Origin of the sequence: Pseudobacter ginsenosidimutans, assembly GCF_007970185.1 — a bacterium.
In the GTDB taxonomy this organism is placed as follows: Bacteria; Bacteroidota; Bacteroidia; order Chitinophagales; family Chitinophagaceae; genus Pseudobacter; species Pseudobacter ginsenosidimutans.
Map to the genome: position 1 here is coordinate 6,047,679 of NZ_CP042431.1, position 20,155 is coordinate 6,067,833.

Genomic DNA, 20,155 nt, shown 5'->3' on the forward strand with positions numbered 1-20,155 from the left:
CAGGGAACTATTATATTTGTTACGAACAAAAATTGTAACAGTATGTCCCTTACGTCTAACAACAATAAGAAGAACGACAAAAAAGGAAAAAAGAACAATAATAATATGGTAGGTGGCTCCGGCTCCAAGTTCATCAGCAAACCTGGTGGTAAAGTTGGCGGCGGATTCAATAAGAAGGTTACCAAAACCGGTGGCACAAGAGGTAGCTAATTAGTTTGTATGAGTGAACTTGAGATCCCGGTTACCTGGAAGGGTAAAGACCTCTCCTTCCCTGCCCGATTGCAGCAGACCGGTTATACGCACAGGATCCTGGTGGATGTGAATGGTGTTGAAGTGGCGCTGGAACCCGATGAAGAAAAGAATTATCGTGCAATACTGGTGGACCCCGATCACCCGGATGCGAAAAAGCTGGATGCCGGATTGATTGCGGCAATTGTGGAAGTGGTGGAATCTGTGGTAAGATGATCACCCGTTCTTAAAGATATCTTTTTATGCCGGCCGCTCTTCACAGAGCGGCCGTTTTCATTTCCTCCATTTTAAAATACAATTAAAAAATACGGGAAATGATGAAATGCTCTGCATAACAATGCTGTGTGTTTTCTGTAAGATGAATTTATAGGTATGACTTTTGATACGATGGCAGAAACGCCTCCGTAACCTTAGCCTGTAGAATTATCTAACACAAAACGAAACAAATTTGTTATGATCAATTCTACCCGGTCTTACAGACTGCTGCGGAGAAGTGTTGTGCGCGTATTCACCGGATGCCTGATTCTCTTCTCATTTTCTTATGCATCTAACGGACAGGACACAGCGAAACCGAAACAAGACAAGTTCCTTCTCAAAACAGATACTATCCCCCGAAAAGATCCTCCCCCTTCTGATACGATCCCTAAAAAAGATACTGTTCCCATATTGCAGGATACTATGCCAACGCAGGCAGACGATAGCCTCAGGCAGCAAACAGATACAGCACTCGTTACCGGCAGGGTATCGCTGCCTGCTGAATCCACTGACCTCTCGGGAACTTCGGTTCAGGTAAAAGGACAGCAGGCCGTGATCCTCACAGACAGTTCCGGCCGCTTCGCCATCAGGGCCAAACCCGGAGATGTACTCGTTTTCAGCAGGGTCGGTTTCAGAAGCACCGAGGTAAGGGTCAGTGCACAGAAACAGGTCACCGTCAGTTTGCAGGCCGCGGGCAGCGATGAGCTTGACCAGGTAGTGGTGGTCAGCTATGGCAAACAGCGGCAACGAAACATCACCGGTTCCATCGCAGTAGTGGAAGCAACGGATATCCGCGATATCCCCGCTGCTGAATTCGGACAAAGACTCAATGGTAAAGTGCCCGGCCTGCAGATCAACCAGGTGACCGGCAGACCCGGTCAGGCCATGACCTTCCGCCTCAGAGGCGCATCCTCTCTCAATTCAGGCAACCAGCCTTTGTTTGTAGTGGATGGTCAACCGGTAACTGATATCAATCTGCTGAATCCTGACGATATTGAAAGTTTCAGTGTGCTGAAAGACGCTTCCTCCACAGCGCTCTACGGGTCACGCGCAGCCAATGGCGTTGTGATGATCACCACAAGAACTGCCAAACCCAACAAGACCGTTGTTACTGTCAACAGCTCCGTTGGCTGGCAAAGCGTAGCAGAAAGAGGCAGGCCCAATACCATGAACGCAAGAGAATTTGCCACGTTCATGAAGGAATATTATGAAGATAAAAGACGCTACGAAGGAACGCCCACCGATCCTCCACGCGAACCAACACTGGATGATGTGCCGGAAGAATATCGTAATCCCTCACAATATGGAGAAGGAACCGACTGGTACGATGAGATGCTGAGAACTGCCCCCATGCAAACACACACCGTGAATGTATCCACGGGCACCAACAAGGTACTCAGCAGTATTACCGCTACCTACTTCAATCAACAGGGTGTGATGCTCAACACAGGGATGGAACGTTTTTCTTTTCGCGCCAATAACGAGTTCCGCCCCATCAAAGGACTCAAGCTTGGATTCAATATTGCGCCTTCGTTCCAGAATGATAAGAACACAAGAGCCAACCTGGATGGAAACCGGCAGATCCTTGTACTGGGTATGATCGCTTCACCACTCGTTCCCAAACAAAACCCGGATGGAAGCTTTCCGCTCAGAGGCAGCTCTACAGGCATGTATGCCATGCCCAATCCTTATCAGCAATTGCTCAATGCGAACGTAGATCAGAAAACCTTCAGGATGCTGGGTAATGCATATGCTGAACTGGAGATCATCAAAGACCTGAACTTTCGCACCAGCGTGAATGTAGACCTGGGGAATGCAGATTACAATGCATTCTACAATAAGAACTATGGTACATTCGGGTCTCCCCCACCCAATACCAATATCAACGCAGTGCACAGTTCCTTCAACTATACCTCCTGGTTGACGGAAAACACACTTACTTATAATTTCTTTCTCGGCGCCGATCATCATTTTGATGTACTGGCAGGATATGCTGCACAGAAATACAGTCGTAATCTCCGGAATATCTCAGGCACTAATTTTCCGAACGATCTTATTCCCTGGATCATTCAGGGCTCAGGCGTGAACAGCGGCAACACCAACAATACAGAATGGGATATGATCAGCTGGTTCGGAAGACTGAATTATGATTTCCAGAACAAGTATTTCATCACGGCTAATATTCGTCGCGATGCATCTTCACGATTCGGAACCGATAACAGGTGGGGATATTTCCCATCAGTTGCGGCTGGTTGGGTTGTGAGTGATGAGAAGTTTTTCCCCAAGAGCAAGCTGATGTCATTCCTCAAACTGCGCGGCAGCTATGGTCTTACAGGAAATAATAATATCGGGGATTATACACAGGTGTCGCTGCTGAGTCCCACTCCTTATACATTTGAAGGAGCCACCAGCAGTCCCGGTTATTCCATCACTTCTCTCGGTAATCCGCTGCTGAGCTGGGAAACCTCCAAACAACTTGATCTCGGATTGGAAGCATCTTTTCTTGACGACAGAATCCAACTCACTTACGATTATTACAGGAAAGAAACAGAAGACCTGTTGTATCGCATCGATCTACCTTCTTCTTCAGGATATACGCAGATCACTTCCAATGTTGGTTCTTTCAGGATGTGGGGTCATGAGATCTCACTCAGCACCCTCAACCTCACAGGAGCATTGAAATGGACCACCAATTTCAATATCGCTTTCAATGATAACAAAGTGCTTCGCCTCCAGAACGACAACCCTATCGGCGGCACAGGTACGTATAACGATTATAACCGTACCGCTGTGGGCCGCAGGATCGGTGAGTTCTGGGGCTATGTGTTCGACGGCGTTTATATGACACAGGAAGAATTTGATTCGCAACCCAAACACAATACTTCTGCTGTAGGTACCACAAGAATGAAAGATATCGATGGCAATAATGTGATAGATGCAAAGGATAAAGATTTTATCGGCAATCCCAACCCACGTTATCTCTACGGCATGACCAATACACTTAGCTGGAAAAACTGGGATTTCAATGTAGTGGTTTCAGGCGCTGCAGGACATGATATTATGTACGTGAATAATCAGAACCTTTTGAATATCGACGGCATTTTCAATGTAACGAAAGACATGGCCCAACGCTGGCGTTCACCCTCCAATCCCGGCAATGGCAAAGCGCCGCGCACACTCACAGGCACAACCGAATTGTACAGGCTCGGCAATTCCAATTGGGTCTCTCCCGGTGATTATCTTACTGTGCGTAACATAACGCTCGGATATACTTTCACGGATGTTCTGAAGTACGTGAAGTCGGCCCGCATCTATATCAGCGGCAACCAGCTTTTCGTTTTCACGAAATACAAAGAACAAAACCCAGAGGCCAACGACAGCCGGGATCAGGCCACAACAGGTGGTCTGGACAATGGATCCTTTCCCGTTCCCAGGAACTTTATCATTGGAGCCAATATCAGTTTCTAACCGGCAATTACAATTGAAGACCTATCTAATCTAATTATATGAAACGTTATCTTTTAATTTTACTGGTAGCCTGCACCGGACTTGGTTCCTGCAAGAAAGACTTCCTGGACCTGCTGCCCGAAGGCAGCATTCCTCCCGAAAATTATTTCAAGAATACAGAAGAGTTTCAGCAGGCGCTGACAGGTGCGTATGTGCCTTTGCGTGATATAGCCAATATTGCCTTCTTCATGGATGAAATGCGATCAGACAATACCCATTATGATTACAATGCGCAGGATCGTGGAGGGATCGGTTATGAACAGCTGGCGGATTTCATGGATGATGCCGGCAATAGCGTGATCAATACCAGGTACGCAGCCGCATTCAATGGCATATCCCGCACCAATGTGATCCTCGACAGACTGGAGACCATCCAGTTTGAGATGGCTGAGGAAGACAGAAAAAAGATCACTGGTGAAGCCAAAGCGCTTCGTGCACATTATTATTTCGACCTGATCCGTCATTTCGGTCCGGTTCCTCTGCACCTGCACGAAGTGCGCACTTCAGAGCAGGCATTCAGGCCCCGGAGCACAAGCGACAGCATCTACAATCAGATCATTGCCGACTTTACGGAGGCTATCAATTCGCTGGCTCCTCCGGCTGGCTTCCCTTCCTATGGCCGCTTCAACAAAGGATCAGCGTCAACGGAACTGGCTCTTGTGTATATGACCCGCAAACAGTTCGATCTGGCGGTACCGTTACTCCAGGATGTAACCACTATGGGGTACGATCTGTGGCCGGCATATAAAGATGCTTTCAATCCCGCCAATGAAAGCAATGCCATGAACAAGGAATCTATTTTGGAAGTGGGATATAAATCGGGAACCGATGGACAATCCAGTCAATTTATTTATCGGTTCTTACCATTGACGGTAGACCTGGCGCCCATTATCGGCTTCTCCTATAATAATGTGAATGGTGGCTGGAACACGCCCACCCAGGACCTGATTGATACTTACGAAGATGGTGATGCGCGACTGCCCGCCAGCATCAATATCCTGGAAGGAAGGATCAGGAGCGGTGATACAGGATGGTTACCAGATAAAGTGATCACAGATATTACTTCTTATACCCCTCCTGCCGGCACTACTCCGAAGGTTTTTGTGAGCAAGTATTTCTTTCCTCCGTATACTGCTCCGGGTTATAATACCGATCAGAACTGGCCGGTATTCCGGTTTGCAGGTGTGTTGTTGTGGCTGGCAGAATCGCTGAATGAAAGTGGAAGACCGGGTGATGCGTTGGCACCTCTTAATCGCGTAAGAAAAAGAGCCGGACTGGATCCGGTAAATGCCGGCGATCCTGGTTCACTCCGAACAATTATTGCAAATGAACAAAGAGTGGAACTGGCTTTTGAGAATTATCGCTGGCTGGATCTGGTGAGAACCGACAAAGCCATCGAAGTGATGACAACACATGGGGAGGAAATGAAATCATTGTATAGTTATCTTTTGCCTGGTTCGTATAATGTGAATGCGAATAAGTTGATCTATGCGATTCCGCTGCGGGAGGTGACGCTGAATAAATTGGATCAGAATGAGGGGTATTAAGTTTATCGTTCAAAATCAGAACCTGCTGTTTACCGGGGTTCGGCTGGGTAACTTCCACGATAAGAGATAGTTTGCTATGGTCCGATCAGGTGAAATTTTCTGAATAATTCTTTGGGAGATAACATAATACACCTATATTTGCACCCCGATTTAAGCCGATTGGCTTAAGGATTCGGGTGGTGGCGCAGCCCGGTAGCGCACTTGCATGGGGTGCAAGGGGTCGCTGGTTCGAATCCAGTCCACCCGACGAAAAGAAGCCCTTTCGCTTAGCGGAGGGGCTTCTTAGTTACAGTAACCTTTTGAAATTTATTTACTAAGGCGATCGGAAACCTCGGTGCAAACGAACTGTTCAAAAGAAAATATCCCTAAAAAAGTGTTTAACTTTTCGGCAGTGCAAGCCTCCGATTTTTTTATAATAGCTCTTATGCAAGACTTTGTCCTATCAGTAGATGGGTGCTTAATACAACCCTGTTCCAAAGATTGATAGTAATTACAGCCGTTATTATATCTGCGATTTGGGTCTCGCTAAAAAACTGTAAGGCGTTTGAATAGGTTTCATCCGACAATCCATTCCGATGGATTAATGTTATCTCTTCGGTTATTGCCAACACTGCTTTTTCTTCATCCGTAAAAATACCCTCAGCTTCTCTCCAGGTATTCAATAGAAAAATACGCTGATTTGTTTCACCATTTTTAATTGCGTCCTGAGTGTGAGTGTTGATACAATACGCACAGCCGTTGATTTGTGAAGCACGGATTTTTATAAGCTCTTTGGTTGTCCTGGATATAATAGATGATTGTGAAAGGTAGATTTCTAAACCAACCATCGCTTTTAGCGCATTTGGAGCAACTTCTTTAATGTTAAATCGTTTTTGCATTGTATTATTCTTTTAAAATTGTTCAATGCAAAATTGGAAAGTAAGAAATTGAAAAAACTTAAACTGGTTTAAGAAAGAAGTTTCTTTCGGATTTCACTTAAATATTCGGGGGTAAAACCCAGATAGGAAGCGATTAAGTATTGAGGAACTCGTTGCACGAATTCGGGGTGATTTCTAACGGCCTGGAAATAAAATTCTTCTTTTGAAAATGAAAAAAGAAATTTGATACGTTTTTGAGCTGCTGCATATGCCCGTTGGTAAACAAAACGGAAATAGCGTTCCATTACCGGAAACTCCTTTAATAGGTTCTCCTGTTTTTTTTGAGTGATGTAAAGTACAATAGATTTTTCTACAGCCTGAATATAAAATTCCGTAGGAACCTTGTTTTCGTAGGCAAAGTTATCTGTAAGCCACCAGGTTTCTATTGCAAATTCAGTGGTTTGTTCAATGCCTTTTTCGTTGATGTAAAACTTTCGCAATAAGCCGCTCAGAACAAAATAATGATGTCTGCAAATTTGTCCTTCCTGTAATAGGTTTTCTTTTTTAGCCACCTCTTTCGCATCAAAGTACTTTTTAATTTCTGCGAATTCATCGTCTGATACTTGTGCGAATTTGGCTATATGATTTTTAAATATATCCAGCATTTGGGTTAAAAGAGTGTTCGGTTTAGGATTGCACGTAACTCTTGTATGGGCAAAATCTCACCAAAGACTTTCGTAAATATAGCCATGTAGAGCCAGTTCCCGAAAGTTGTTTTAATGAATTTAATCATTTAATCGATGAGCTGATTGGTCTACTCTTTTTGGATCAGGCTCCTGGTCATAGAGGTTTCAATACTTTACAATGTCTCGAATTGGCTGAAAAACTTGAAATTTCCTTTAAATCCTCAATAAAACGGTTCGACATTTGTCCAGTCTTCCCGACTGAAACAGGAAACCCGCTCCGAGAGCGGGTTTCCTGTTTATTGGATTTTGTTGGAAAAATGCTTATCCATTGACTACCAAGATATTTCGAGTTCGAATCCGGTTGGATGTTATGTGATGCCACCCAACATTGATAAACGGAAATATATTCGCTAAATCAATTTCCACTTTGCATGCGAAATTATGAGCATGCACCAACCTAATAAAAGTAAATTAGGCTTCCCTGCTGACTTTAGAGTTAGATATACATTTTTTGTCAAAGAAAAGGGAGGCAGAAGTAAGCTCCCCTTCCAAGGCATCCGTTCAGATTTCTGGTATGATTTTGAAGGCCATAGCCAAAATCAACTTTATATGATTGGGCCCGAATTCGAGGACTCTTTGGGAAACATCATTTTGGATAATTCAAATCCTTTGCCCATAAATGGAACTGCTCTCATGTGGATTATAGTTCCTGAAAGACGACCTTATCATCAAGGCAAAGTTAAGGTTGGAATATAAGGCTATCGAAATACTTGGGCTCTTTACGAATCCTACACACTGACATAGTCTGAAGAAAACATTTAGTGGTTCTCATTTCATATCTGAGGTATTAATAACGTTAATCTCATGTCAGGCGATGGTTCAAGAATGTTGCTGTTCATATTTAGAACTAATTTTTAGTATACAGCTTGCATAATATTGTCCTTGCAGCAAAAAGACAGCCTTGAATGTTGGATTTTCATATTCATTTTCTTTTCCGTTTATTAACCAGGATGAAGGGTGAACATACTTAGAGTATAGCTTGAAAAACGCTTCATATTCTTCTCTATTTCCTGTGTGTGTCGCAAGCAAACCTACACTCCAATGTTTGGATTCTGTCAATTCGTGCTCTTTTACAATGTTTCTAATATGTTCCATTCTATCGAGAATTGGTTTAGCCGTCTCTTCAGTGGCCCCGTATTTTTTTAAAGTCAATATACCTTCATAAATTTCAATCTCATCAGTTGCTTTCTGAACTACAAATTCCTTCGCTTTCTCTGGATTGATTGTAATGTATTCAGCAATTAGATAGCATTCGAAGAGGTTTCTAGTGAGCCAAGCATTTAATTCAATAGGTAGTTCCAAAGAAGAAAGTAACCTATTTACAAGAATTGAAGAGTAATTGAGCACATTTTTTAATGTAACACCTAAAAAGTCATCCGGTTTACTGATTGATATTTTTGACGAACCTTCATTTAATTGCTGCTGTATTTTAATGAGGTTTGCCTTCAGGTCGTTAAAAGACCCAGCTATTATTTTATCTTCAAATTTCATGATTGTTAATTAACTATTGCCTAACTCTTGAATTTACGAAATCTAGTCAAAAACCTTTCTAAATACAGCTGAACATTCGAAAGGTTTTTATAGTATAGCTGGATTGGTGATTTTGATTTGCATTGCCCCTGGCATTCTAATCCGTTTCCAACTTTATGCAAATTGCCAGCGGGCGAATCACTTCTCCGGCAACTACTTTACCGTGGCACTTGCCAGGAATCCATTTAGGCATCTTATTAATAAGTTCCAGCGCAGCTTTTTCAAGGGAATTCAGTTGTAAAGAATCACTTCTATTTTGAATGCAAGGTTTTTTTATTTGCCCGTCTGTATCAACAATGAATTTTATCCTTGGCATTGGCAAGGAAGCTAAATCACCTTCGGTGTCCTGTAGAGTCAATAGATTTTTGTTTAAGAAACGAGCATATGCCGTGACTCCACCAGGAAATTCAGGTTCAATTTCCAAACTAGTATAAATTTTCTTTTTTAGGGACTTGCTGTAATAATAATCGCAATTGTTTGAGACATCGAAAGCCGATGTTTTACCATCTAACAACAGGTATGTTGCAAAAAATAAGAAGGATAGTATTTTCATCAAATCTGCTTTTTGTTAAAACGTGCGGCTTTATAAATGTAAGTGTATTGTACAGATCAAATACTTACTTCCACAGATTATTTCTCATAACTTATTGTCTCTCCATTATAATCGATCTTATACTTGCCTCCGCTAAAGTCAGTTAATTGAATAAAATCCTCATTCATTTCAAAAGGATTTCCCTCGTATAAGGATACAAATATATCTGCTCCTCCGAAACTCCAAATAACATTACCTTTTCTATCAATTCTTGAAACAGTTAATTCTCCATGTGAAATATAGGAATCTTTATATTTATGAATTGAAAAACATGTGGCCCAATCCACTTCAGTCATCCAATTCAGATTTAGGTCAGGAATTGTTAAGGAGAAAACGTTATTGCAGCACCTGATTATTAAACTATCATTGTCTATAATTACAGAATTGGAATTCACGGAAGTTGCACCAGCTACAGCTTGTAATATTGCACTAGCTTTTTTTATTTCACGTTGGTAAATTATGATTGCATGTTGTGAAGTCGGAATGCAGTCTTCGTCCTTAGCAGGGCGATAAGTATTCTCATATAAGCCTAAATGCTCTAATGTTTGACTGGATTTATACTCGTCAAATACTTCAATAATGAAATCTTTAAGGGATAGAGTTATTTTCATCGTAATCAACTCTTCGTTTAATTAGATTTAATCAGCATAATAAAAAGAGCCAATTTTTGTATTAACATTTCAACTGGCGATTGGGTAAAAACCTTTGGGTAATTTTAATCCAACCGACCGGAACAAAACCGACCTTACTCGTTCAGACTGGCACAGTTCATCTAAAAGAAAAGTATTGCTTGTTAATTATGCGAAAGTCAATTATTCATAATTACTCTATCCTTCCCCAGCCTATTGAATTCAGCCATTCTCTGTCAATATTTACAATTCTAAAAGGAAGGCTATTATTATTTTGAATAAAGATAAATACCTTAGAGAATAGCTCTTCTTTTATGTTAATCGCAATTTGCTTATCGAAATTTTGTTCTTTCCACATTTGAACAATTCTATCAGGTAAATAAAAACCCAATTTTAGCGTTTGATTTATTGTAATTGTCCAAAAGTCTAATTGAGCATCCCCACCTCTCAAATAATGAAACTGGGCATTTAATTGATTATTGCCTCTTAGTAATCCCCTGTTTATATCTTCATCTGAAATCAGGAATAACATATCGCCGCTTTCAAGTAACCCAATAATTACTCGGTTTTCAAAATGAGTAAAGGAATTTAGAATGGTTCTAAAGTGCGAATCCTTTTCTTCTGCAAAGTTTCTTCCATTTTCTGTTTCGTTACCTTTTAAAAATTGGAGTAAATCTGTTAAATCTTGTTGTTGAAATTGTCGAAGATAATTATCGGTAATTTCATGGAACAGACCACAAATATTGTCTGGCAAAAACCAGCGGAGAGATATTAATGGAATTTTATTATTAGCAGCAAACTCGAAAGCATCCTTGGTAAAATCTTCAATTGAAGCTACGCCAACCTGATAATTATACCTTTGCCGGTTATCGATCGCTAAGACACTTCTCCGATTATTTTGTCTATCTTGAATTAGGTCTCTTGTAACGATTTCAAATTCATTGATGTCATATCTTAAACCTAGTGCGTTTCTTATTATTGTTAACCCAGTCTTTTTATTATAAGCTTTGCATTCAAAGTTAATCCTATAAGGATAAGAGAATGGCATCTGGATAGGGGGAATCATTAGCACATCAGCATCATGTGCTGCACCTTTTCCATTTATAAAGTTTAGGCCACGTTGTTGAAAAATGAAAAGCCCATCTGGACGAACACGTCCAAAACCGCAATTTGACAATAACTTTCTAACAATGTACTCTAATAAACTTCCTTTTAATTTTGATGCACTCATATTGAATTAGGTCTTACTGTAATTGAGGCAAAATTTGTATTTCCGTAAATAGGGGATATCTAAATGATACGGTAGTATACTATTTCAGGAAGTAAAAATCTTCTTTGTAGAATTCATTTTAAGCGAGGTAACTACTGATTCAGCTTTTCCAACAACCTCATTATCTTCTCATTCATCGCCATCTGATTCTCAATCATCTTCGTCATCAGCGCCATCAGCTTTTCATCTACCCCATTATAATTATTTATCCCAGCCGCTGGTGAATTACTTCCTATCTCAATAAAATGCCCGGTCGAAGCTGTAATCAAATTTATCGGGTCAACTTTCAAATATTCAGCAACCTTCTGAATCAAATCAATAGTGATCTTACTCTCCCCTCTTTCATACTTGGTATAAGCAGCTTCGGTTATACCTATATGCTCGGCAACATCAGCAGCTTTCTTCTCTCTTATCTTCCTTATTTTATATAAGTTCCTTCCCACCATCTTATTCTCCAACACAGTAAATTCCTGCTCCATATTCAGTTGTTTTAAAGTTGAAATTATTCAGATACACAACCATCCAATCCCACCTTAACAAATATAATTAATCCAAATTTGCATAAGAAATAAGTTTAAGCAATGCCAGGCGGGTATGCCTCACAGATACCCTTCAGACTTCAGGAAACCAATACCAGGACATGCTACGTCAAACTGTATTTTTTAACCAGTTAAAATCTACTTTTTTTTATGTCCTGTTTTAATTCTACGGATCAGCAGATCCCATCAATTGCATTCCCTCCGGAAATTCAAGCCAATCCAGCCATTGGCATTCGTCAATTCTTCAACGGGGATTCCCTCCACAAAGTCCGCGCAGACCTGGAAAATCTCCGAAACACCACCATCACGGAATCCTACGGAGACCTGGACAAAGAAGACAAATGGCTTCTCGTCGATTTTCTCCGCCGGATCGGGATTCTTATTGAGCTCGCACATTTGATCAACTCCAAAGAGCCATCCAACTGATCATTTCTTTTCATCAATTTGTTCGTTGTTGCAGGGAAAATAATAATTTGTATCAGGCTTCTGCTACATGCAGAAGCTCCCTGCCCAACGAATCCAATCTTAAATTAAAACTTCATCCATGCAATCAAATCCGCTCCTGCAAAAGGTTTCAGACATCATTAACAACATCGTTCCTGCATCCAGGATAGTACTACTTGCCTACTGCAATAAGGAAAAACAATCCTTTTCCATTTTCACTGAAGCCGGTTTTCACCTCCATGATCCTGCAGAATTGCAGCTATTCGTACTCGCTGATGTCCCAAATATGGACATCAATGTTGCCGTCAATAAGATCGAACAAAACTGTCAGCACATCATTCCGGTTAGCATCATTCTCATGAACAAAAACGAATTTGCTGCGCTACTCCAGCAGGGTAACCGATTTGCCATAACGGTCACGAAATCTACCCAGTTGATCTATGACAATAACTCCAACCTGGAAGTGCTTCCTGTCGGTCAGGACACCATAAACCACAATTCGGAGTATATCACCTGGTACAGGCGGGGACTGGCTTTCCGGGAAATGGCAGGCACGCAATTCAAAGCAGGCGAATACGATACTGCCACTTACTGCATGCACGTTTCTGCAGAACATTTCCTCTGCATGCTAATTCAACTAAGCATCGGATATCGCTTAAACTCGCATGACCTCGACAGACAATTTCGCCTCCTGCAATTTTACGTACCTGAAACCCGCAATGTGTTTCGCAGAGAAACAGAGACCGACAAACAAAATTTTCAATCATTGAGAACCAACTTTGTTTGCTTTATGAACAAGTCTGAAAACACAGTAAATGATTACGAAGTGGAGGATTATCTTGCTGACCTCTACAAACTTCAACTCATAGCTGAAGGACTCTTCTATGTTCAGTCGGCATTATTCCAGCACGTGAATAAGCTGTCGGAAGAGCCACATATATGAGGTCTCCCCTACACAATCAATATTCCCTATTTGAAACCAATATCGTTAACAAAACACAAAACATTTGAAGTAAAAATTCTCCGGTATTTCATTTCTGCACATATTTGCTTTTGTTATACCCTACAGGATTTGAAAAAAACAGGTAAGAATTACCTTTTTGCTCAAAAAAAAATCCGACCTTAAACATAACCCCTGTTTATTTTTTTCACCACGCAGGTATTTTTACATCATCTGCGTAAAAGATCAGTCGGCAACACAAGGTTCTGAACTCATAGTAGCAGGTTTCTGAAAAACGGGTAGCATAGATAGTTAACTCATTTTCCAACAAAAAAGATCACGTCTATGAGAACCTTGATAGCAAACTCTGAACAGCTACTATCCAACCTGCGCGAGCAACTGGCGCAGGTAACCAACTCCCACAACAATCCCCTTCAACAGTCCCAGGCCGCTTTGCCCGTATGCATCGAGCATATTCGACAACTGCGAAAGCAGCTCAAAACCTTCCGGAACATTCCAAAAGATCAGGAGATCTATTTCTTCAAACACATCAAGCCGCGGTTTGTATGTGAGTTCTACTTCAACGCCATGGTGTACCGGCTTCACTACGCCTGGCCAATGGGTGACATCAAAAAACAACAAATTTATCTGGAAGAAAAGCTGCACCAGATCAACCAGTTTTTTGAAACCAATCATCATTTCTATTTCTACTACAGAACAAACAGCACGCACCTGGACAGTACATTCTTTGTACGCGGTCAACAGGATGTAGAGCCATCGCCAGAACATCTTATCTGCGGAACAGATCCCGCGTTCTACACGCCCAGGGATCTTATGATGGCGGAACTTCTGGCCAATTATCAATTCCAGGACTACCTGCAGGATCAACTGCACCAGCTTCTCCCCTCTCAAATGCCGGCATCAAAAGGTTCCAAAGACCCGGTACTGGTTTGGAGCGAAAGCAAGAGCGCATTCATGGAACTGATCTACGGCCTGCATCTGAGTCGTGCTTTCAATGGTGGTAAATGTGATATCAAAACGATTGTAGCGGTTATGAGTAAAACCTTCGGCGTGGAGCTCAGGAATATCTACGATTATATCTATCACATCAAAATGCGCAAACTGGAGCCCACCAAATTCACGGACAAAATGAAATCATGTTTACTCCAAAACTTCTCGGAACAACTGGATCTTCCGGATAGCGCAGCTGCTCCCCAATAGCAGCCAATAAAAAAATCCGGAAAATCTTATACGAGTCGTATACACCTATGAAAACGGATCGTTGTGAGCAGCGCAGCTTTGTGCTCACAACGATTTTTTTATGCGCACAAGGCAACAACACAAAAAGCAATCTGCTCAAACACTAAGGTCTCTCTGCTTTCTCAGTACTGTCTCAGTACAATCTCAGTACTATCCAGCCTGTTTTAAACAGGTTCTGACTACTATCTCTCTACTTTCCACCTATAATTTCTGCTTTCCCGATCTCAGTCTGCCTGATGGCAGCACATCCTCATTTTGCATTCCAGGAATCATCATAGTTGACCGGTCAAACATTTCATCATTCATTAAAAACAATGTTATGGCACAAAATCAATCCGGTAATTCAAAAAGCCTGAACAGGGCTAAGATCCAAAATCAGAATTCGTTCGAACGCACCAGGGAGAACCTTGCAGAGTTCAACAATGTTTCTGAAACAACACGACTTATCAGGAACGGTTTCCAGTCGCTCATCAAGAGCGCAGATCCCGGCAGGCATTTAACGGGCCGCCTGCAAAAACAGTTGATGGAGGTGTTGAAAACCGATTCCATCAATGATCGTGGGCTTCGTCTTGTTGCCAAAGGGAATTTTGGACTTATGAAGGATTTCGAGTTCAACAGGAATGCTTCATTGAGATCAGTGCTTTCACTGGATTTCACTTTTACTGTGGACAGGGCCACCGGAAAATTCGTGATCAGCTTTCCTCCTTTCATCCCGGCAAAAGAGCTGGCTACATACCAGAGCGCTACGCATTTCAGACTGGTAACAGCCGGTGCGGAACTGGACATACCCAATGCGGACGTGAATGTGAACATCGCGCAAACAGAGTACATCCCCATTCAAAAAGCTGAAGTAACAGTGGCTAACCTGGAGAACCAGCTTACGGCCAACACCCAGCTGACCTTGATGCTGGTAATGTCTGTTGAGTATTATCAGGAAGTAAATGGAAAAATGTACTTGCTGAGAGCAGACAAGCGCAATCCGATGAAGGTCATCTACGCTGAAAGTGCCATCGTATAAGCATTTGGCGTAATCCGGTTTGGGCGCTGGTTAGTAGCTATCATTCCATTTTTTCACCAAATCCAATTCAGATGTGGGAAAAGATCAATAAGGTGTCGGTGCAGGTGATCGTTGCCGTTACCTGCATCATCAGCCTCAATATCCTCGGCTTCCTGCTCTTCTTCAAAGGACTGCCGGAACAGAACAAGGAAATCGCCACTTACTATATCGGACAATTACAGGGCGCAATAGTGGCCGGTATTTTCGGATGGTTGTACAGGCATCAATCAAAAACTAAAATGTAAAAAGATGAAAACGCTCCTCTTCATTACGATGATCCTGTTGCTGTATAGCTGCAGGACCGTACAGAAAGCATCGGAAGATCAATACGTCTTATCGGAAAGTCATGATGCTGCTACCGGTATCAACTTGGATTCCCAGTCATTGGCAGCCACGCAGGTAAAGAACACCAACCTGTCTTCCCTATCCAGCTCCGGTCTTGATTTTGAAAGACTGATAGAAGAACAGGTACTGGAATACAGAATTCCGCGTGAAGACAGTAACACAGCTGGCAATTTAAACTTCAGCAAACTGGTGCACACCAGGCGGACTATAAAAGAACGAGGGAAACAAATAGTCCTGGGCTTTGAACAATCCACCACAAAAGACAGCCTCCAAAAGCAAGAATCCGCTCAATCCAGGCAGGAATTCCAGTCGGAAAGCAATAATGATCTAACGCTGGTGCAAAAACGAAGACTTACCAAAAGAACAGGCATCCCCTGGTATGTATGGGCCGGAAGCGGCGCTGGTATTACGCTTGGCCTCTGGTTGAAAAAGCGATACCAACTGAACAGGGCTCAGTACCATCAAATCCGGGAACAATGAACGCGCAACTCATTTCAGCAGAGTCGCTGAAGCGGATCTGTTGGAAAACCGGTGCGCCGGCTGCGAAAGAGATCGTTCCGGTGATCAATAAGATCTGTCCATTGTATGGGATGAGTACGCTGATCCTTCATGAGTTCCTGGCCAATGTGCTCCATGAATCCAATGAGTTCAGCAGGTATGAAGAGAATCTGAATTATTCAGCCAACCGGCTGATGGCTGTCTGGCCTTTTCGATTCAAAACGATCAAATCGGCCCTGCCATACGCCAACAACCCTCAACTGCTGGCTGCGAAAGTGTACAACGGGAGAATGGGAAATACAGCTCCATTAGATGGATGGGAATTCCGCGGCTCGGGCCCGATCCAAATGACAGGAAAGGACAATTTCACACGCTTCGCCAGTTGGATGGATAGAAAATTCAACATCACCAGATCCGAGCAGGAATGGGCCAGGTTGATACGAACAGATCATGAAGCAGGCATGCACTCGGCATGCTGGATCTTTTCAATTGCCAAAGGACTGAATGATGAAGCAGCCAGAAATGAAATGGAGCTCATCATTCAAAGGATCAATGGCGGGTATAATGGACTTATGGACAGGCTCAGGTATTATGAGTTGTGTAAGGAATTTCTGGTATAGTTGGAAACACAAAGAGTGTGTCTCCCTGCTTTCAAACAGTGGAGACACACTCCTGGTATAATTTTTCGGTAGTGTTACATTAAGTGTGTCACTTTTTAAAGATTGAGTTTTAATCTATCACTAAAGATAATGGATAATTGGGCCAATGTCTGGTTCCAGTTGTGGACAGGCTTATTCCACTTGGCACATATATTTTCCTGCACCAGGAATAAAAGCTTCATCAGGGCGTCTTCGGATTGGAAGGCGCCTTTTGATTTGGTGACAGCTCTTAGTTGACGATGGAAGCCTTCAATGATGTTAGTGGTGTACATGATCCTTCGGACATCCTTGTTATACTGGAAGTAATTGCTTAGTCTCGGCCAGTTCTTTCTCCAGGATTCTATGACCTTCGGATAACGCTCTCCCCAGTTGGATTCCAACTGATCAAGGCTGCGTTCCGCCAGTTCTATGGTAGTTGCTTTGTAGACGTTTTGCAAGTCCTTCATAAAAGGCTTGAGGTCTTTGTAAGAGAGATATTTTTGAGAGTTGCGGACCTGGTGCACAATACATAACTGAACTTCTGTTTTGGGAAAGACAGTTTCAATGGCATCGGCAAAGCCGGTCAGGTTATCGATACAGGCAATGAAGATATCTTCCAGACCCCGGTTTTGCAGATCAGTAAGTACCTGCAGCCAGAATTTTGCCCCTTCATTTTCCCCAATGTACATACCCAGTAGTTCCTTGTAGCCTTCCTGGGTGAGGCCGATTATACAGTATACAGCACGACTCACCACACGGCCTTCATGACGAACCTTGTAATGAATAGCATCCAGCCACACAAAAGGATAGACACGTTCCAACGGGCGGCTGCGCCACTCCTGGATCAGGGGCAGGATCTTATCAGTTACACGGCTGATCGTGGCTGTAGAAGCTTCAAGGCCATACATATCCATCAAATGGTCCCGGATATCGCTATAGCTGGCCCCACGAGCATACAAGGCTATGATCTGGCGGTCCAGATCTACTCCTAACGTCTTATGCCTTTTGGGAATCAGCTCCGGCTCGAAGCTACCATTGCGATCACGCGGTGGGTTGATGTCTACAGTACCAATCGAAGTCTTTACCTGTTTGCGGCCTTTGCCATTCTTACGATTGTTCTCTGCTGGATCCTCCTCTAAATGAGCTTCCAGCTCCCCATCCAGAGCCCCTTCCAGGAACTCTTTCAGCAATGGGGTCAGCACTCCATCCTTACCTAAAAGGCTTTCTCCGTTCTTCAAACGACTTGTTGCCTGCTTCTTGAAGCTCTCGAAATCAAAGTTTTTCTTTTCCATGTTGCCAGTTTAAAGTTATTAAACTTTTTACTGACACACTTTTTGTAATACTCTCAATTTTTCAGCTCTGAATTGACAATTTCGGAATTGAAGAGACTTCATTCCTTAATTCGGTTTTTCAAATCCATTCGCTCATGCAGGATTCTTGCAACTTCAATTCCACCGCCCTTCGCTTTTCTGTAAAATATGACGTGGCGCCCTACCTTAAATCCTAAGATTTCACTTCTTATTTCGGAATAAGATTTTCCTGAAAAATTGCCATCTGCTAAATCCTGGCAAGTATCCAAAAGCATATAGTAATATTTTTCTGCCTGGAGTTCCGACCAAACTTCGTAGGTGTACTCCCAAATTTTAGAGAGGTCTTCTAATGCCTTATTAGAAAGAGAGTACTTAGCCATTTTTTCTCTTTGCTGATTTCAACTTTGCGAGATGAGTTTTAGGATTAAATTTTTTGACAAATCCACTTTCAAAACCTTCATCAATTGCTTTTTGCAGAGCTACAATTTTAGTTTCTTCTTCTTCTAATAAACGAAGTCCAGCTCTTATTACTTCACTGGCATTTTTAAACCTACCAGTAGATACTTTACTATCCACAAAATTTTCAAAATGATCACCTAATGAGATTGAAGTATTTCTTCCCATAGTCCCAAGATTTTTATAAAGGTACCAAATTTTGGTAACATGGAAAATCCTGGGTGAGTCATATCCCCATTTTGTCATTTCACTTGTAATTCATTGCTTTGAATAAAGCTCAATTTTTCTATTATCCGGATCAGCAACTACTGCCATATCTATGTTTTAATCATTCAGAATACCCGCTTTCTTTTACTACATCTCTATTCTTATCATGGAAAAATCGTCGGTAGGCTTGAGTCCGTACTGAAACTCCAGTTTTTTTAATTTTAATTCGATCATGTCTTCCTTTTCACAAAAGCTCTGGTCAAATAATAAGTATTCCAGGACATCGATTTTGCTCTCAACTTTTACCGGACTTATTTTAGTGAAGGTATGAATTCCATCAGTTGCAAGGCTTATATGGGAATTTACTCCGAAAGTACATTTCTGAGTGTGACTGTTATACCACGTATCAAAATCTTCATGCAGGTGAAATCCCAGGTAATCTGGTTTATTATCCTGATCAAAATCAATTGTGGAATCGTCTATGCATATGAGGCCATCTCCAACAACTACATAAGCTCCTGTTTTTGCTTGTGCATCCACTAGTAATATCACGATAGTAGTTAAGAGTTCTCTTTTCCCTAACCCTAGTTGATTCCTGCATGAATTAAGCTCTAAGAACAAATTCTTCAGGATCTCTTTAAGTTCCTTCTCGATTGTAATTTGCTCAGTATGATTTTTGAATTCCTGATAGGTTTTTGTTTGGGCTATTTTACGAAGAAGCTTTTTTACGAGTGTAGAGGCAAAATAGCTTTCATCAGCCATAGTGCAACCATCCATAACAGCACAGAGTATTTTACTGTCTCCTATTGTCCCTGTAAAAAATTGGTCTTCGCAAAAATCCAGGTGATAATCACCCTTCTGTAGCGCAGTATATATTTTCATTAAGAACCTACAAGATACGTCAGAACTAATATTTATCTAATAGTTTCTACAAGGGCAAATTCGATTAAACAAATTGTATTGTTAAATATCTAGTGAGTTCAATACATTAAATATATGTGCAATTCGTTCTATTTTTGTCTATCCGTTCAATAATTATCGCTTATTGGTGTCAGTTACTAGTAGTTCTTATATTGCCAATAGTACTTCTTATGAGTAGAACCACTACACTTCATCTACCAACCACTCAAACACATTAATAACTACCAAATAATTTAGAAATTTTTAGCGCATAAAAATTGTTTTATAAATATTGTGTTTATTATTGCATGCGCATCTCCGTTAGTAAAATCCTTTTACAAGTTTTACCCGATTATTTGGTTACAGGCTTTCTCTGATT

The 20,155-nt window shown here is 41.8% G+C and carries 23 protein-coding genes and 1 tRNA gene; 13 read left to right on the forward strand and 11 right to left on the reverse strand.

Annotated elements, in window-relative coordinates:
* Nucleotides 1-42 precede the first annotated feature (42 nt).
* The 5 genes from FSB84_RS30725 (at nucleotide 43) to FSB84_RS23850 (ending at nucleotide 5,805) form a co-directional block, all read left to right on the forward strand.
* Nucleotides 43-210 carry a hypothetical protein gene (locus tag FSB84_RS30725; RefSeq protein ID WP_158644087.1) on the forward strand — a complete coding sequence of 56 codons (168 nt, stop codon included), beginning with the start codon at nucleotides 43-45 and terminating at the stop codon, nucleotides 208-210.
* A gap of 9 nt (nucleotides 211-219) precedes the next feature.
* Nucleotides 220-465, forward strand: coding sequence for a hypothetical protein (locus tag FSB84_RS23835; protein WP_130540357.1), 246 nt, complete (start codon nucleotides 220-222; stop codon nucleotides 463-465).
* 237 nt (nucleotides 466-702) lie between these two features.
* Nucleotides 703-3,972, forward strand: a complete 3,270-nt coding sequence (locus FSB84_RS23840; RefSeq protein ID WP_130540358.1) for a SusC/RagA family TonB-linked outer membrane protein — start codon at nucleotides 703-705, stop codon at nucleotides 3,970-3,972.
* Between the two features lie 38 nt (nucleotides 3,973-4,010).
* A complete protein-coding gene (locus tag FSB84_RS23845; protein WP_130540359.1) occupies nucleotides 4,011-5,558 on the forward strand; it encodes a RagB/SusD family nutrient uptake outer membrane protein in 1,548 nt (515 codons plus the stop codon).
* Between the two features lie 173 nt (nucleotides 5,559-5,731).
* Nucleotides 5,732-5,805, forward strand: a tRNA-Pro gene (locus FSB84_RS23850).
* Nucleotides 5,806-5,980: 175 nt separating this feature from the next.
* On the opposite strand, the gene FSB84_RS23855 is transcribed toward FSB84_RS23850, so the two are convergent.
* Nucleotides 5,981-6,436: a carboxymuconolactone decarboxylase family protein gene (locus FSB84_RS23855; RefSeq protein ID WP_130540360.1), complete on the reverse strand. Its 456-nt coding sequence runs from the start codon at nucleotides 6,434-6,436 to the stop codon at nucleotides 5,981-5,983.
* A 68-nt stretch (nucleotides 6,437-6,504) separates the two neighbouring features.
* Nucleotides 6,505-7,080, reverse strand: coding sequence for a Crp/Fnr family transcriptional regulator (locus FSB84_RS23860; RefSeq protein ID WP_130540361.1), 576 nt, complete (start codon nucleotides 7,078-7,080; stop codon nucleotides 6,505-6,507).
* A gap of 468 nt (nucleotides 7,081-7,548) precedes the next feature.
* Here FSB84_RS23860 and FSB84_RS23865 point away from each other — a divergent pair, with 468 nt between their 5' ends.
* Nucleotides 7,549-7,857, forward strand: coding sequence for a hypothetical protein (locus FSB84_RS23865; RefSeq protein ID WP_130540362.1), 309 nt, complete (start codon nucleotides 7,549-7,551; stop codon nucleotides 7,855-7,857).
* Between the two features lie 123 nt (nucleotides 7,858-7,980).
* On the opposite strand, the gene FSB84_RS23870 is transcribed toward FSB84_RS23865, so the two are convergent.
* From FSB84_RS23870 to FSB84_RS23890, 5 genes are all read right to left on the reverse strand, one after another.
* A complete protein-coding gene (locus tag FSB84_RS23870; protein ID WP_130540363.1) occupies nucleotides 7,981-8,652 on the reverse strand; it encodes a DUF5677 domain-containing protein in 672 nt (223 codons plus the stop codon).
* A gap of 136 nt (nucleotides 8,653-8,788) precedes the next feature.
* Nucleotides 8,789-9,244 carry an energy transducer TonB gene (locus tag FSB84_RS23875; protein ID WP_130540364.1) on the reverse strand — a complete coding sequence of 152 codons (456 nt, stop codon included), beginning with the start codon at nucleotides 9,242-9,244 and terminating at the stop codon, nucleotides 8,789-8,791.
* Between the two features lie 77 nt (nucleotides 9,245-9,321).
* The gene (locus FSB84_RS23880; RefSeq protein WP_130540365.1) at nucleotides 9,322-9,894 is read right to left on the reverse strand and encodes a hypothetical protein; all 573 of its coding nucleotides are present in this window, start codon (nucleotides 9,892-9,894) and stop codon (nucleotides 9,322-9,324) included.
* Nucleotides 9,895-10,105: 211 nt separating this feature from the next.
* Entirely contained in the window at nucleotides 10,106-11,143 is a 1,038-nt protein-coding gene (locus FSB84_RS23885; protein ID WP_130540366.1) for a hypothetical protein, read from the reverse strand.
* 131 nt (nucleotides 11,144-11,274) lie between these two features.
* Complete coding sequence (locus FSB84_RS23890; RefSeq protein WP_130540367.1) at nucleotides 11,275-11,661, reverse strand: helix-turn-helix domain-containing protein; 387 nt, start codon at nucleotides 11,659-11,661, stop codon at nucleotides 11,275-11,277.
* 210 nt (nucleotides 11,662-11,871) lie between these two features.
* Here FSB84_RS23890 and FSB84_RS23895 point away from each other — a divergent pair, with 210 nt between their 5' ends.
* The 7 genes from FSB84_RS23895 (at nucleotide 11,872) to FSB84_RS23925 (ending at nucleotide 16,885) form a co-directional block, all read left to right on the forward strand.
* Entirely contained in the window at nucleotides 11,872-12,147 is a 276-nt protein-coding gene (locus FSB84_RS23895; protein WP_130540368.1) for a hypothetical protein, read from the forward strand.
* 118 nt (nucleotides 12,148-12,265) lie between these two features.
* Nucleotides 12,266-13,108 carry a HEPN domain-containing protein gene (locus tag FSB84_RS23900; protein ID WP_130540369.1) on the forward strand — a complete coding sequence of 281 codons (843 nt, stop codon included), beginning with the start codon at nucleotides 12,266-12,268 and terminating at the stop codon, nucleotides 13,106-13,108.
* Between the two features lie 342 nt (nucleotides 13,109-13,450).
* Nucleotides 13,451-14,326, forward strand: a complete 876-nt coding sequence (locus tag FSB84_RS23905; RefSeq protein WP_130540370.1) for an RteC domain-containing protein — start codon at nucleotides 13,451-13,453, stop codon at nucleotides 14,324-14,326.
* Between the two features lie 358 nt (nucleotides 14,327-14,684).
* Nucleotides 14,685-15,383 carry a hypothetical protein gene (locus FSB84_RS23910; protein WP_130540371.1) on the forward strand — a complete coding sequence of 233 codons (699 nt, stop codon included), beginning with the start codon at nucleotides 14,685-14,687 and terminating at the stop codon, nucleotides 15,381-15,383.
* 71 nt (nucleotides 15,384-15,454) lie between these two features.
* Nucleotides 15,455-15,667 (forward strand): hypothetical protein, encoded by a 213-nt coding sequence (locus FSB84_RS23915; RefSeq protein ID WP_130540372.1) that lies wholly within the window; start codon nucleotides 15,455-15,457, stop codon nucleotides 15,665-15,667.
* A 4-nt stretch (nucleotides 15,668-15,671) separates the two neighbouring features.
* Entirely contained in the window at nucleotides 15,672-16,247 is a 576-nt protein-coding gene (locus FSB84_RS23920; RefSeq protein WP_130540373.1) for a hypothetical protein, read from the forward strand.
* Nucleotides 16,244-16,885: a glycoside hydrolase family 19 protein gene (locus FSB84_RS23925; protein ID WP_130540374.1), complete on the forward strand. Its 642-nt coding sequence runs from the start codon at nucleotides 16,244-16,246 to the stop codon at nucleotides 16,883-16,885. The genes FSB84_RS23920 and FSB84_RS23925 overlap by 4 nt, the downstream gene beginning before the upstream one ends.
* Nucleotides 16,886-16,980: 95 nt before the next feature.
* Here FSB84_RS23925 and FSB84_RS23930 read toward each other — a convergent pair whose 3' ends face one another.
* The 4 genes from FSB84_RS23930 to FSB84_RS23945 all read right to left on the reverse strand — a co-directional run bounded on the left by FSB84_RS23930 (nucleotide 16,981) and on the right by FSB84_RS23945 (nucleotide 19,758).
* Nucleotides 16,981-18,195 carry an IS256 family transposase gene (locus FSB84_RS23930; RefSeq protein ID WP_130540375.1) on the reverse strand — a complete coding sequence of 405 codons (1,215 nt, stop codon included), beginning with the start codon at nucleotides 18,193-18,195 and terminating at the stop codon, nucleotides 16,981-16,983.
* A 98-nt stretch (nucleotides 18,196-18,293) separates the two neighbouring features.
* Nucleotides 18,294-18,593 carry a type II toxin-antitoxin system RelE/ParE family toxin gene (locus FSB84_RS23935; protein WP_130540376.1) on the reverse strand — a complete coding sequence of 100 codons (300 nt, stop codon included), beginning with the start codon at nucleotides 18,591-18,593 and terminating at the stop codon, nucleotides 18,294-18,296.
* Nucleotides 18,586-18,837: a type II toxin-antitoxin system ParD family antitoxin gene (locus tag FSB84_RS23940; protein ID WP_130540377.1), complete on the reverse strand. Its 252-nt coding sequence runs from the start codon at nucleotides 18,835-18,837 to the stop codon at nucleotides 18,586-18,588. The genes FSB84_RS23935 and FSB84_RS23940 overlap by 8 nt, the downstream gene beginning before the upstream one ends.
* A 186-nt stretch (nucleotides 18,838-19,023) precedes the next feature.
* Entirely contained in the window at nucleotides 19,024-19,758 is a 735-nt protein-coding gene (locus FSB84_RS23945; RefSeq protein ID WP_130540378.1) for a protein phosphatase 2C domain-containing protein, read from the reverse strand.
* Between the last annotated feature and the right edge of the window lie 397 nt (nucleotides 19,759-20,155).